Source organism: Klebsiella sp. Q2, from assembly GCF_009900705.1.
Taxonomy (GTDB): Bacteria; Pseudomonadota; Gammaproteobacteria; order Enterobacterales; family Enterobacteriaceae; genus Klebsiella; species Klebsiella quasipneumoniae.
This window is the reverse complement of the sequence record NZ_JAAABE010000004.1, coordinates 241931-254875: the sequence shown is the minus strand read 5'-3', so window position 1 is coordinate 254875 and position 12945 is coordinate 241931. Positions and strand designations below refer to the sequence as shown.

General features: G+C 58.8%; 13 protein-coding genes. 8 read left to right on the top strand and 5 right to left on the bottom strand.

Features of this window, described 5'->3' with window-relative positions:
- Positions 1–58: 58 nt before the first annotated feature.
- Positions 59–1207: an acyltransferase gene (locus GT756_RS16790; protein WP_160124932.1), complete on the bottom strand. Its 1149-nt coding sequence runs from the start codon at positions 1205–1207 to the stop codon at positions 59–61.
- Between the two features lie 360 nt (positions 1208–1567).
- Between GT756_RS16790 and dacD the strand changes: the two genes are divergently transcribed.
- The 6 genes from dacD to cobT all read left to right on the top strand — a co-directional run bounded on the left by dacD (position 1568) and on the right by cobT (position 7184).
- Positions 1568–2731, top strand: coding sequence for a serine-type D-Ala-D-Ala carboxypeptidase DacD (gene dacD / locus GT756_RS16785; RefSeq protein ID WP_004203546.1), 1164 nt, complete (start codon positions 1568–1570; stop codon positions 2729–2731).
- A 185-nt stretch (positions 2732–2916) separates the two neighbouring features.
- On the top strand, positions 2917–3390 hold the full coding sequence (sbmC, locus tag GT756_RS16780; protein ID WP_017899697.1) for a DNA gyrase inhibitor SbmC: 474 nt from the start codon (positions 2917–2919) through the stop codon (positions 3388–3390).
- 98 nt (positions 3391–3488) lie between these two features.
- Positions 3489–4547, top strand: coding sequence for an FUSC family protein (locus GT756_RS16775; RefSeq protein WP_004203544.1), 1059 nt, complete (start codon positions 3489–3491; stop codon positions 4545–4547).
- 167 nt (positions 4548–4714) lie between these two features.
- On the top strand, positions 4715–5038 hold the full coding sequence (locus GT756_RS16770) for a DUF496 family protein (RefSeq protein WP_002911883.1): 324 nt from the start codon (positions 4715–4717) through the stop codon (positions 5036–5038).
- 310 nt (positions 5039–5348) lie between these two features.
- The gene (cobS, locus tag GT756_RS16765) at positions 5349–6089 is read left to right on the top strand and encodes an adenosylcobinamide-GDP ribazoletransferase (protein ID WP_004203543.1); all 741 of its coding nucleotides are present in this window, start codon (positions 5349–5351) and stop codon (positions 6087–6089) included.
- A 27-nt stretch (positions 6090–6116) separates the two neighbouring features.
- A complete protein-coding gene (cobT, locus tag GT756_RS16760; protein WP_160124931.1) occupies positions 6117–7184 on the top strand; it encodes a nicotinate-nucleotide--dimethylbenzimidazole phosphoribosyltransferase in 1068 nt (355 codons plus the stop codon).
- A 34-nt stretch (positions 7185–7218) separates the two neighbouring features.
- On the opposite strand, the gene GT756_RS16755 is transcribed toward cobT, so the two are convergent.
- Positions 7219–8328, bottom strand: coding sequence for an adenosylhomocysteinase (locus GT756_RS16755; protein ID WP_004203536.1), 1110 nt, complete (start codon positions 8326–8328; stop codon positions 7219–7221).
- 198 nt (positions 8329–8526) lie between these two features.
- On the opposite strand from GT756_RS16755, the gene GT756_RS16750 reads away from it, so the two are divergent.
- A complete protein-coding gene (locus tag GT756_RS16750) occupies positions 8527–9258 on the top strand; it encodes an HPP family protein (protein ID WP_017899693.1) in 732 nt (243 codons plus the stop codon).
- 21 nt (positions 9259–9279) lie between these two features.
- Here the strand turns inward: GT756_RS16750 and GT756_RS16745 are convergent, their stop codons facing one another.
- A complete protein-coding gene (locus tag GT756_RS16745) occupies positions 9280–9669 on the bottom strand; it encodes a tautomerase family protein (protein ID WP_049116301.1) in 390 nt (129 codons plus the stop codon).
- A gap of 116 nt (positions 9670–9785) precedes the next feature.
- On the opposite strand from GT756_RS16745, the gene GT756_RS16740 reads away from it, so the two are divergent.
- Positions 9786–10742 (top strand): LysR family transcriptional regulator, encoded by a 957-nt coding sequence (locus tag GT756_RS16740; protein WP_032456350.1) that lies wholly within the window; start codon positions 9786–9788, stop codon positions 10740–10742.
- On the opposite strand, the gene GT756_RS16735 is transcribed toward GT756_RS16740, so the two are convergent.
- Together GT756_RS16735 and shiA are read right to left on the bottom strand one after the other, a co-directional pair.
- Positions 10702–11442 carry a hypothetical protein gene (locus GT756_RS16735; protein WP_017899690.1) on the bottom strand — a complete coding sequence of 247 codons (741 nt, stop codon included), beginning with the start codon at positions 11440–11442 and terminating at the stop codon, positions 10702–10704. The two genes, GT756_RS16740 and GT756_RS16735, sit on opposite strands and share 41 nt — an antisense overlap.
- Before the next feature lie 45 nt (positions 11443–11487).
- Positions 11488–12807 carry a shikimate transporter gene (shiA, locus tag GT756_RS16730; RefSeq protein WP_032456347.1) on the bottom strand — a complete coding sequence of 440 codons (1320 nt, stop codon included), beginning with the start codon at positions 12805–12807 and terminating at the stop codon, positions 11488–11490.
- Positions 12808–12945: the final 138 nt, after the last annotated feature.

The following is a 12945-nucleotide window of genomic DNA, read 5'->3' as shown; positions in this document are numbered from 1 at the left end:
GTGGAGATATTAATGGTTGATATGATATCTCCACTTACTCTCAGTATCTTAATGTTATTTAAGCGGTTGTGTTTATTTTGATTTTTTTTGGTTTTATAAGTCTGCGACCTAATGCGATTCCTTGTTTTTCTATATATTTAAATAAATTTAAGGCAATAGCATAAGTGATTGGTAAAATTATCGCTGTGGCAGCAATCATACGGACCAATGGTGGAAGTTGGACAAAAGCATCATGTTGAACAAGCCAACCAATCACAGGAATAACAATCATCAGATGCAACAGATACACTGAATATGATACATCCCCTAGGAATTGGCTGAAACGGATGGCAAGTATTTTTTTCGCTAATGATACGATGTTTCTCAATGGCGATTTATCGCTATGCGGCATCAATAGAATCGACATGCCAGAGATAATCATGAGTTCAATTATCATCTTGATCGGCGAAGTAAAATACCCCGTCAAGAATGCCGCAAGTGGTGAAAGTAAAGCGACCATAACATAAACCTTACTTTTCTCTGCCACAGCTTTATATAGCAACATGCCTGATACAAACAAAGGTAATTTAAATAAAATCATTGAAGGCATAGGGAATGCAGCGAAGTAAGCTGGGAACATAAATGCTGCAGCAACACATAAAACTATTGATGCAATAGCCATCCTTACGAATCCTACAACCATGACTAGCATCATGATAAACGGGAAGATCGCATAGTATTGCATTTCAAGGCCAATACTCCAGTCAGGAAGTACGGTTCGGAATGAATAATAGGGTAGGAAACCAAAAGTGAATGAGATGTGCGTTAAGATATTTGACAACGTAGAGTCAGTATATCGCGCGGTTTCCGTTTGGGTTTCAGGCCATGCCATGGCGATAAAATCGCGATAATGGCCAAAGGTTTCACCGAAAATAAATGCAACTATCAATAAGACGTAATAAAGCGGCGCGATTCGGAAAAAACGTCTTGTCCAGAAGGATGCAACGGTCTTAACTGAAATCCATGGCTCTACGTCCTGTCTTTCAATGTAATTTTTGGCCATCAAAAACCCTGACAGCAAGATGAACAGATCGACGCCAAAACCCGGTTGGCTTAGGATAGGAATGTTGCATCGCGTTAAAATACAAATGTGGCCAACGAGGACCCACAGGGAAGCATAGCCTCGTAACCCATCAAGCTCAGGGGACCAGTTTTTATTGTGGTTCATCGTTTCAACCAATGAATGCTTATGTGAATGAGGTGTTAATAAGTAATATATGAACGCCTTAAATGTCTACATAGGAATTACTTATTCACAGATTTTAAGAATAAACTCAAGACAATTATATGTAATTATATTGCTTAGTCATTATTTGTTATTTTTTAATGCCCCCTCTAATATTATGATAAATAATGTTTTTTAATATGTCAATATTAATATTTCATTAAATGATCAGGTATTATTCTTTTTAGTTATTATGGGGGTGACTAAAATACTAATGTCATATTTTCTTGCAATTAAACCCTGATATGAAACGCGAAGTTCCGTAAAAAGGACGGCGGATCTGTAAATCTAGAGGATATGCCGTTGAAAGGCCGTTTGTTTATTGCTGTATCTTTGCTCGCTTCGAGCGTTTCCTGCGCATTTGCCGTCGACTTACCTGCTACGGTCGCGCCGCCTTCCATTCAGGCTGGCTCCTGGGTGCTGATGGATTACACCACCGGTCAGGTGCTGACCGCGGGTAACGAACATCAGCAGCGTAATCCTGCCAGCCTGACCAAACTGATGACCGGCTACGTGGTCGATCGTGCCATCGACAGCCATCGTATCACCTTTGACGATATCGTCACCGTAGGTAAAGACGCCTGGGCGAAGGGCAACCCGGTGTTCGACGGGTCATCCCTGATGTTCTTAAAGCCAGGGGATCGCGTCAGCGTCCGCGACCTCAGCCGCGGGCTGATTGTCGACTCCGGCAACGACGCCTGCGTCGCGCTGGCCGACTATGTCGCCGGTGGTCAGCCGCAGTTTGTCGCCCTGATGAATCAGTATGTCGAAAAACTGCATCTGCAGGACACCCATTTCGAAACCGTCCACGGCCTCGATGCCCCGGGCCAGCACAGTTCGGCCTATGACCTGGCGGTGCTGTCGCGGGCGATTATCCATGGCGAGCCTGACGTCTACCACATGTACAGCCAGAAAAGCCTGACGTGGAACGGCATTACCCAGCAAAACCGTAACGGTCTGCTGTGGGATAAAACCATGAACGTCGATGGCCTGAAAACCGGCCACACATCGGGCGCCGGGTTCAACCTGATCGCCTCGGCGGTGGATGGCCAGCGCCGGCTGATCGCCGTGGTGATGGGGGCCGACAGCCCGAAAGGCCGCGAGCAGCAGGCCGCGAAACTGCTGCACTGGGGTCAGCAGAACTTCGACACCGTGCAAGTGCTGCAGAAAGGGCAGAAGGTCGGCACTGAGCGCATCTGGTACGGCGATAAAGAGCAGATTAAGCTCGGCACCGATCAAGATTTCTGGTTAGCGCTGCCGAAGGCGGAAGTATCGCGGATTAAGGCGAAATACGTGCTGGATAAAAAGGATCTGGAGGCGCCGATCGCCGCCAACCAGCGGGTCGGCGAGATTTCGCTGTATGACGGCGACAAGGTCGTGGGCCACTATCCGCTGGTCACCCTCGAAAGCATTAATAAAGGCGGGGTATTCTCGCGAATGAGCGATTACCTGCACCACGAGCTGTAACCATGATAACCGCCTCTTTGCAGGCGGTTTTTTTTCGCCTGCCGCCCGGCAGACGCGGCGACAAAATCGCCGTTTTTTTCATCAGCCGCAATGGCGACTCTGTGAATTCGCGCACATACTGAGGGGGGATCTCCTGCTAGATTAACTGTACATTTATACAGTAATATGTTCACGAAGGAGGCAAGATGAACTACAGCGTCACCACCCTCGGCAAGAAAACCATTGCCGGTTTCCATCTGGTCGGGCCCTGGGATCAAACCGTCAAGCAGGGGTTTGAGCAACTGATGATGTGGGTTGAGAACCATCAGGTGCCCGCCCGCGAGTGGCTTGCCGTCTACTACGATAACCCGGAGGACGTGCCAGCGGAAAAACTACGCTGCGCCACCGTGGTCGCCGTTGACGAGGATTACGTCATTCCCGCCAACAGCGAAGGGGTGATACTGGCGGCGATTGCCGGCGGGGATTACGCCTGCGCCCGCGCGCGAGTGGTGGATTACGATTTTGCTACCCCGTGGATGCAGTTTTTCGACAGTCTGCTGCAGAGCACAACGCATCGCGTGGCCCCCAGGCCCTGTTTTGAGATCTATCTCAACGATGGCAACCACGACGGCTACTGGGATATCGACATGTATGTCCCCGTTGAGCGCGTCGCGTCGTAGCGGTTTACCCCTGTTCCGGACAAGGATTTTTACATTCCCGGCATGCTCCGGGCGAAAAAGCAGTTACAATTGGCCTTTTCGTTTTGCCGGAGAGGGTTGTGCGCGCTGATAAATCACTCAAGCCATTTGAGATCCGCTTGTATCGCCATTATCGGGTGGTGCATGGTGTGCGGATTGCGCTGGCCTTTGTGCTCACCTTTTTGCTGGTGCGGCTGCTGAACGTGCCCGAGGGGACCTGGCCTCTTATTACCCTGGTGGTGGTGATGGGGCCGATCTCCTTCTGGGGCAACGTCGTGCCGCGGGCGTTTCAGCGCATCGGCGGCACGATCCTCGGCTCGGCGCTGGGGCTGGTGGCGCTGAAGCTTGAGCTTATCTCCCTGCCGCTGATGGTCCTCTGGTGCGCGGCGGCAATGTTCCTCTGCGGCTGGCTGGCGCTGGGCAAGAAACCCTATCAGGCGCTGCTGATCGGCATTACCCTGTCGGTGGTGGTCGGGGCGCCGCCCGGCGATATGCATACCGCGCTGTGGCGAAGCGGCGACGTGATCTTCGGCTCGCTGCTGGCAATGTTGTTTACCGGTATCTGGCCGCAGCGGGCGTTTATCCACTGGCGTATCCAGATGGCCAGCTACGTCACCAACTTCAACCGCCTCTACCAGGCCGGCTTCTCGCCAAATCTGGTGGATCGGCCGCGGCTGGAAAAACATCTTCAGCAGGCGCTCAACGACGTCGTCAAAATGCGCGGGCTGATCACTCCCGCCAGCAAAGAGACGCATATCCAGAAGGCGATCTTCGAGGCTATCCAGACCGTCAGCCGCAACCTCGTGTGCATGCTGGAGCTGCAGATCAACGCCTGGTGGGCAACCCGTCCGGGTCACTTCGTGATGCTCAATGCGCACACCCTGCGCGAGACGCAGCAGATGACCCAGCAGACGCTGTTGGCCATCGCCCACGCGCTGTACGAAGGAAACCCTCAGCCTGTGCGCGCCAACAATGAAAAGCTGAATGAGATTGTCCTCGAACTGCGCCAGCTGATGAAAGAGCAGGGGGACGACAGCCTGGCGGAAACCCCGATCCATGGCTATGTTTGGCTCTCTATTGAACTGGCACGCCAGCTGGAGCTGCTGTCGCATCTGATCTGCCGCGCATTGCGCAAATAAGCACCAGATGCGCCGGGTAACTGCATGGGTTGTTTCGATTCAGCAGCGTTTAGGGTTATGATAAACGCAAAGGAAAAAACATTGTCATCAGCGACTGCTAGCAGTTATGTTAGCCCTATAACGCAGTCGCTTTACGAATCCGAATCTCAATTATTAGGGGTGTAAAAATGGAAACAACTAAGCCTTCTTTCCAGGACGTACTGGAGTTTGTTCGTCTGTACCGTCGTAAGAACAAACTGCAGCGTGAAATTCAGGACGTTGAGAAAAAGATCCGTGATAACCAGAAGCGCGTTCTGCTGCTGGACAACCTCAGCGACTACATCAAGCCGGGCATGAGCGTGGAAGCCATCCAGGGCATCATCGCCAGCATGAAGAGCGATTACGAAGACCGCGTTGATGACTACATCATCAAGAATGCCGAGCTGTCCAAAGAGCGTCGCGACATCTCCAAAAAACTGAAAGTGATGGGCGAAGCCAAAGTCGAAGGCTAATGCCTGCTGTCCGGCGGCGGTCAGCGTCGCCGGGCTGTTCTGCACTACCAGCTCCTGTCTCTTTTTCTGCGAAAACTTTGTCCCGGCAACTGCCTCTCCTCACCGACTCTTTGCTATACTGCCCCGCGAAAACGTATTGATATCGGAAAGGTTTCTCTCATCCTGGCCGGGCATCTGACGCAGCGGCGTCAGGGCGATATCTCAACACCTCTCACCTCTCCGACGATCGATTCGCCAGAAGACAAACTCAGGTGCTGACCGGGCGCGACAGAACTCTTCCGCTGCTTTCGCCGACAGGAGTCAACCCCACGTGATTAAGTCATTCTTTGCTGCACTCTCGTTTATCAGCCGTCTGCCGGTCCCGGCGCGGTTATCCCAGGGCCTGGAGATCGAACAGTACCAGCGCAGTATCGTTACCTTCCCGCTGGTCGGTTTACTGCTCGGCGCCATCGCCGGCGCGGTGGTGTACCTCCTGCAGCCATGGTGCGGCGTCCCGCTGGCGGCGCTGTTCGGCGCGCTGGCGCTGGCGCTGCTCACCGGCGGATTTCACCTTGACGGGCTGGCCGATACCTGCGACGGCATCTTCTCCGCCCGCACCCGCGATCGGATGCTGGAGATCATGCGCGACAGCCGGCTGGGTACCCACGGCGGGCTGGCGCTGATTTTTGTGCTGGTGGCCAAGGTGCTGGTGGTCGGCGAACTGCTGCTGCGCGATGTCAACCCCATCGCAGCGCTGGCGGCGGCCTGCGCCGTCGGTCGCGGGATGGCGGTACTGCTGATGTATCGCCATCGCTATGCGCGGGAAAAAGGGTTGGGCAATCTGTTTATTGGCAAGATTAGCCTGCAGCAGACGCTAACGACGTTGGCGATAGCGATCGCGCTGGCCACCGCCCTGCTGGGGCTGCAGGGGCTGCGCGCCGCGCTGATCGCCCTGGTGCTGATCGGGGGCCTGGGGTGGGCGCTGAAGCGCACCCTCGGCGGGCAGACCGGGGATACCCTCGGAGCGGCGATCGAGCTGGGCGAAGTATTCTTTTTACTGGCGCTACTGTAAGGCCTGGCATCCACGGTGAGGAACAGAATGGACACACTTTCGGCGTTACTGGCTGCCATTCCGCAGCCCGATGTGGCGGGCATGGCGCGCGCGCAGCAGCATATTGACGGCCTGTTAAAGCCGCCCGGCAGCCTTGGCCGTCTGGAGAGCCTGGCGGTGCAGCTGGCCGGTCTGCCGGGGCTGCAGGGGCAGCTGGCGCTGAGCGATAAAGCCATCGTGGTCATGTGCGCCGACCATGGCGTCTGGCATGAAGGCGTGACCCCTTCGCCGCAGGCGGTGACGGCCATTCATGCCGGCAATATGGTACGGGGCAACACCGGGGTCTGCGTGCTGGCGGCGCAGGCCGGGGTGAGAGTGGAGGTGGTGGATGTCGGCATCGACGCCGAGCCGCTTCCGGGCCTGATCAACCTCAAGGTGGCCCGCGGCAGCGGGAATATCGCCCGGGCGGCGGCGATGAGCCGTCAGCAGGCGGAGACGGTGCTGCTGGCCAGCATGCGTTTCACCCGCCAGCTTGCCGCCGACGGAGTGAAAGTCTTTGGCGTGGGAGAGCTGGGGATGGCCAATACCACCCCGGCGGCAGCGACGATCAGCGTCCTGACCGGCAGCGACCCCGACGCGGTGGTGGGCTGCGGGGCCAATTTGCCGTTGGCGCAGCGGGGCCATAAGGTGGCGGTGGTGCGCCAGGCGATCGCTTATAACCAGCCGAACCCGGCGGACGGGCTGGACGTGCTGGCGAAGGTGGGCGGTTTTGATCTGGTGGGCATGACCGGGGTGATCCTCGGGGCGGCTTCCAGCGGCTTGCCGGTGGTGCTGGATGGCTTCCTCTCCTACGCTTCGGCTCTGGCGGCCTGCCGCATGGCCCCGGCGGCGCACCCGTATCTTATCCCTTCGCACCTGTCGGCGGAGAAAGGGGCGCGGATCGCCCTCGACGCGCTGGGTCTGCGCCCGTATCTCGATATGGACATGCGCCTGGGGGAGGGCAGCGGCGCCGCGCTGGCCATGCACCTGCTGGATGCCGCCAGTGCAATGTACCATCAGATGGGGACCCTGGCGCAGAGCAACATTGTGCTGCCCGATAGCGCGCCAGCGTCCTGATGATAAAGCGCATCGTTTCGACGATGCGCCGGGTTTACAGCGCCTGCTGCCAGACCGCCTGCGGTAGCAGGTAAACCTGCGCCGGGGCGCGCATACCGTCGCTGACAATATGGCCGATACCGCTGGCCATCACCGCCAGGGTGACGTCAAAGGCGTTCAGGCTGTCGCCGAAGCCGGCGGTCAGGTTGAGCATCGAGCCATTGGCCATCAGGTAGACGGTTTTGTCAGCCATGCGGTAGGCGTTGATATACGGCATCACCTCTTCCTGAGGATACTGGCGCAGGTATTCGCCATCGATCTCTTCCGCCACGTGGCCGACGTTAAGGATAAACACTCCCGCTTTCGCCCGGTCCAGCGCCTGGCGATTAACCACGTTTTTACCGCCTGTCGCCGTGGCGACCACGTCCGCCGAGGCGATAGCCTCCTGGAGATCGACCACGTGCCAGCCGTCATAGGCCGCCTGCAGTCGACGGGCAGGATCGATCTCCGCCACCATCACCTGGCCGCCAAAAGCTTTTGCCGCCGCCGCGACGCCCTGGCCAACCAGGCCGTAGCCGATGACCAGCACTTTTTTCTCATGCAGGGTGAGATGAGTGGTCTGGAAGAAGGTATGCCAGGCGGTGAGTCCGACCATATGGCGGTTATGCAGCCCCTCTTTGACCGGCAGATCGTCCCAGTTAAAGATCGGATAGCCGGGCTGAATATCCCCCAGCCGATTGACGCCGGAGCCGGTGGCTTCCAGACCCGCCACGATGTTGCCGAACTCGCCGCGCTGGTGGAGGAGGGTGGTGATATCGGCTCCCATTTCGCACAGGTGAGTCGGCTGCCAGGCGATCGCTTTTTCCCATGACTGTTGCCAGTCGGCATCGCTCATATTGCGCCAGGCGCAGGCCTCGGCGCCACGCTCCACCAGCCAGGCCACCACGTCGTCCTGCACGGTGGTGGGGTTACAGGTGGTTAAAAAGACCTGAGCGCCCTTGTCGAGGATCCCCTGCACCAGCGGGATCATTTTCATGTCGAGGTGCATACAGCAGGCCAGGCGGACGCCGCTGAGGTCGGGCAGGGCGGCGACCTGGCGCAGGGTACGCGGCATATTCTGGCTGGCCCATGCCACTTCTTTCGCTAAAGAGATTTTATTATTCACTGGGTTATGACCTTCAGTTCGCAAAGGGGTATCCCCCTGACAGAAAAGGGATTCTATCAGTCCGGGCGAGAATTCACAGCCCTGTGCCGCCTGGAAATCGCCGCCCGTGCAATCCCCTGCGAAATACAGGGTTGTTAATGAAAGGTTAAAAAAAGAAAATAAAATATAAGTTATTCCTATGATCTGAGCGATAAAGCGATGTTGAGTGTCATTCCCGCGGGCCTGTTTTCACGGCTGCGGATTTTCCTTGGGCGGTTGAAGCCGCATGCGCTGCCGGTGGCTCGACGGCATATTGTGCTGGGATCCATCGGCGCCGGCACCGGCCTGGCGGTGACCAGCATGTTCAGCCACTGGCTGCTGGGCGAAGTTAACCTGTGGTTTATTGCCCCCATGGGCGCCTCGGCGGTACTCCTGTTTGGCGTGCCGAGCAGTCCGCTGGCGCAGCCGTGGTCGATTGTCGGCGGCAATGTGCTGTCGGCGCTGATCGGCGTCACGGTGGGTATGCTGGTGCCCGACCCGGCGCTGGCCTGCGGGCTGGCGGCGGCGCTGGCCATCGCCGGAATGTATTTTCTGCGCTGCCTGCATCCTCCCGGCGGCGCGGTGGCCCTGACGGCGATCCTCGGCGGCGCCGGGGTGCACAGCGAAGGCTATCACTTTGTGCTGACGCCGGTGCTGCTCAACTCCCTGATGCTGGCGCTGCTGGCCATCGTGTTTAACAATCTGGTTGGCCGCCGCTACCCCCATCCGCTGGCGGCAGAGGAGGTCAAATCCCGGACGGTGCCGCTGGGCATTTCGGTTACCCGGGAAGATATTCACGCCGCGCTGCTGGAAGGACAGTTCCTCGATATTGACGAAGACGATGTCCAGGAACTGCTGGAAAATATCGAACAGCAGGCGCGCCAGCGCATCGCGGCGGCTGGCCGCCGCTGACAGCGCTCTCCCGGCCGCGGGTTAGAGATCGCCGGTAAGATACTGGGCGACCCCGCGGCCAAAGCTCCAGTCGCCTTTCTGGTTGCTGATAATCGACACCATCAGATCATCGCCGCTCAGGCCGCAGTGTTCCGCCAGCTCCTGCTGCAATATGGCGAAGAAGCGCTGCTTCTGCGCGTCGCTGCGCGGGCTGGTATAGACCCGCACCACCACCAGATCCCGCGTGCGGGTCAGTCCGAGACCGGTATCTTCAATCACCATATGATGGGCCTTGTTTTCGTGAACAATCTGGTAGCGGTCGCGTTCCGGTACCTCGAAGGCGCGCAGCACGGCGCGATGAGCGGCATCCAGCAGGGTTCTGATCTCCTGTTCCGTACGGCCTTCAATCAGGTCAAATGTCAGTAATGGCATGCAGGTGTTCCTTATCGTTAGGCAATAATCGCGGTCTGATAAAGATGCTAGCCGATGCCGTCGCGGGCAAAAACCGCTATAGTTGAATACATTGTTTTTACTGGTGAACAATCAACATGAGCGAGAGTCGTCCGGAGAGTTACTGGGCCCATCTCTACTGGCTAACGGTGCTGGAAGAGCAGAAAAGCTATACCCGGGCCGCGGAAAAGCTGGGGATCAGCAAGTCGGCCATCAGCCAGAAAATCAGCGAGCTGGAGCGGGTGACCGGTAAAACGCTGGTCCATCGCACCACCCGCAGCGTCAGCCTCAGCGACGACGGGCTGCGGCTGGTGGCGGAGCTCAATGAGCCGTTTGGCCAGCTGCGGGATATTTTCACCGGCGCTTGCGATGAGGGCGGGCCGCTGCGGGGGACGCTGCGCCTGACCGCGCCGGTGGCTTTTTCCCGTCAACAGCTGGTGCCGGCGATCGCGCCCTTTTTGCATCAGCATCCCCAGCTGCATCTGCAGCTGGAGGTGACCGACCGGCTGGTCTCTCTCGGCAGCGAAGGGTTCGACCTCGCCATCCGCCACTGTCGGCGCGAGGCGCTCCCGGACACCCACGTCGCCTGGCCGCTGTGTCACACCGCGACGCTGATCGTCGCGTCCGCCGACTATATCCGCCGCCATGGCCGCCCCGAGACGCCTGACGATCTGCGTCATCACCAGTGCCTGACCTACCCCCGTGGGCCCCAGCGCCCGCAGTGGACGTTTGCCTCCCGCCAGACGCCCGATGAACGGGTGACCATCAACGTGCAGGGGCCGTTCGCCACCAACAACAGCGAGTCGCTGCGCGATGCGGTGCTGGCGGGGTTGGGGGTGGCGCTGCTGCCGGATTTTAGCGCCCGGGAGGCCATCGGCCGCGGGCAGGTGCAGGAGCTGCTGCCGGCGTGGCAGCCGGTGGAAGTGTTCGCCGATCGGCTATACGTCATCCGGCCCTATACTCCGCGGGTGTCGCGCGCGGTGGAGACCTTCAGCCGCTACCTGAAAGCAACCTTCAGCGAGCCGCGTCCAGCTCCCGCGCCAGCGCTTCGCTGAATCGGGGGAGCAGATGGCGCTCGCCGGGAAGCAACTGCGCCAGGGTGACGGTTTTGTCGGCGCGGTAGACCCGCCCGCTGCCGAGCTGCGCTTCGAAGGCGTTCGCCGCCTGATGCGCCGCGCTCAGGTCGGCGTCAATAAGGATCACCGCATGGGCCAGCACCACATGGCCGCCGCTCGCCGTCAGCGGCCGCCAGTACTGGGCGGTACCGACAATCTTACGCGCCGCCTCTCCCTCCCCGCAGGCGAGGTTATACCGGCCATCGCAAAAGGAACCGCTCACCGCCCGGGGGTGGCTGGCAACGCCGAAGCGCGCGAGGGTGCGCTGAAGCACAGCGCACAGCGAGTGATAGATGGGTTCGGCGGCTTCGCCGAGCGGCTGCTGCACCGGCCAGGCGAGGCTGAGGTTGATAATCCCCGGCCCCTGGGGCACCAGACCGCCCCCGGAGCGGCGGAGCCATACCGGCCAGCCCCGCGCGGCAAAATGCGCGCTGACCGCCGGCAGGTCCGCAAACTGACGATAGCTCCCCGGCACCACGAATCCCTGCGGCGCCTGCCAGAGCTGGGCGACGGCCTCGCCGGCGCAGGCTTTGGCAAACAGCGGCTGTTCTGCCAGGGTGGGGTCCTCGCAAAACTGCAGCGCCAGCGAGGCGGGGGTAAAGCGGCGTGGCCAGCAGTCGGCCAGAGGCAATAAAGACATGCATTCTCCTTACCGGAGGGCGCGGGTCGCGCCCTCCGAAGCTGGTCAGTCGACGGTATGTTTTTTCATCAGCAGCGCGGTGAGTGCTGACAGCAGGCATCCCGCGGTCAGATAGAGGGCCACGCTGTGCCAGGCTCCCCCGGAGAAGGTGACCAGCGCCGCGGCGATAAACGGCGTAAAGCCGCCGCCGACTACGCTCGCTACCTGGTAGCCGACGCCGGCGCCGCTATAGCGATAGCTGGCGCCGAACAGCTCGGTAAACATCGGCTGCTGGACGCAGACCACCATATCATGGGCTATATTGGCCAGCATCAGGGCGAAGAACAGGATCCAGAAAACGGACTGACTCTCCAGCGCCATAAAGAACGGGAAACCGCTCAGCGTGCCGATTAGCGCCCCGGTAATGTAGATCCGCCGACGGCCAAAGCGGTCCGCCAGCCAGGCGAAGCAGGGGATAGTCAGACAGCTGAGGCCGCCCACCAGCAGGCCGATGTTGAGGAACAGCTCGCGCGGCAGGCCGAGGTTTTGCGTTGAGTAATTGAGGGCGAAGGCGGTAACGATATACATGGTCAGCAGTTCGCACAACCGCAGGGCAATAATCAGTAAAAACGCCCCGGGATGGCGAAGCAGGGCTTCCACCACCGGCAGCCGCTTTTTCACCTGCGGCGCGTTGGTCTGGCGCTGTTGGGCCTCAAACTCCTGCGATTCGGCCATACCGTTACGGATCCACAGCGCAATCAGGACCAGCGCCACGCTGAACAGGAAGGGTAAGCGCCAGCCCCAGCTGAGAAACTGCTCGTCGGTGGTCAGGCTGCTGATCAGCGATACCAGCCCGGTGGAGAGCAGCAGGCCGACGCCGTAGCCCACCTGCACGCCGCTGCTGTAAAAGGCTTTTTTTCCCTTCGGCGCGTTCTCCACCGAGAGCAGCGCCGCGCCGCCCCATTCGCCGCCGACGGCAAAGCCCTGAACCGCCCGCAGGAATACCAGCAGCACCGGCGCCCACCAGCCGATCTGGCTGAACGACGGGAGCAGGCCGATGCAGGCGGTGGCGATACCCATCATCCAGACGGTCATCATCAGCATCCGCTTGCGCCCGAGACGGTCGCCGAAGTGGCCAAAGATAATCCCGCCCAGCGGGCGGAAAAGAAACCCGACGCCGAAGGTGGCAAATGCGGCAAGGGTGCCCATCGCCGGGCTGATTTGCGGGAAAAATTCGCGGTTGAACACCAGCGCGGCGGTAATGCCATAGAGAAGAAAATCGTACCAGTCGACCACGGCGCCGGCAAAGCTGCCCCATGCCGCCCGCCGGGCCCGATGCAGCGAATCCGGCGCCTCGTCGGGCAGCACGCTTATTGTTGAATCCATATCCTGTCCTGTCAGTCACATATTCGTTGTTATTGGAATGAGACGCTTTTAGCATTGCGTCTGCTCTGAGACTACCGCGCGGCGGCCGTGGAGGAAAGTAGTTTGCCTGCTAAGCGGAGAACTGGTGCAAAAATAAGC

Coding starts and splice junctions, on each gene's coding strand:
- GT756_RS16790 (WP_160124932.1), bottom strand. CDS start 1,207: ATGAACCACAATAAAAACTGGTCCCCTGAGCTTGATGGGTTACGAGGC.
- sbmC (WP_017899697.1), top strand. CDS start 2,917: ATGAACTACAGCGTCACCACCCTCGGCAAGAAAACCATTGCCGGTTTC.
- GT756_RS16770 (WP_002911883.1), top strand. CDS start 4,715: ATGGAAACAACTAAGCCTTCTTTCCAGGACGTACTGGAGTTTGTTCGT.
- cobT (WP_160124931.1), top strand. CDS start 6,117: ATGGACACACTTTCGGCGTTACTGGCTGCCATTCCGCAGCCCGATGTG.
- GT756_RS16750 (WP_017899693.1), top strand. CDS start 8,527: ATGTTGAGTGTCATTCCCGCGGGCCTGTTTTCACGGCTGCGGATTTTC.
- GT756_RS16745 (WP_049116301.1), bottom strand. CDS start 9,669: ATGCCATTACTGACATTTGACCTGATTGAAGGCCGTACGGAACAGGAG.
- GT756_RS16740 (WP_032456350.1), top strand. CDS start 9,786: ATGAGCGAGAGTCGTCCGGAGAGTTACTGGGCCCATCTCTACTGGCTA.
- GT756_RS16735 (WP_017899690.1), bottom strand. CDS start 11,442: ATGTCTTTATTGCCTCTGGCCGACTGCTGGCCACGCCGCTTTACCCCC.
- shiA (WP_032456347.1), bottom strand. CDS start 12,807: ATGGATTCAACAATAAGCGTGCTGCCCGACGAGGCGCCGGATTCGCTG.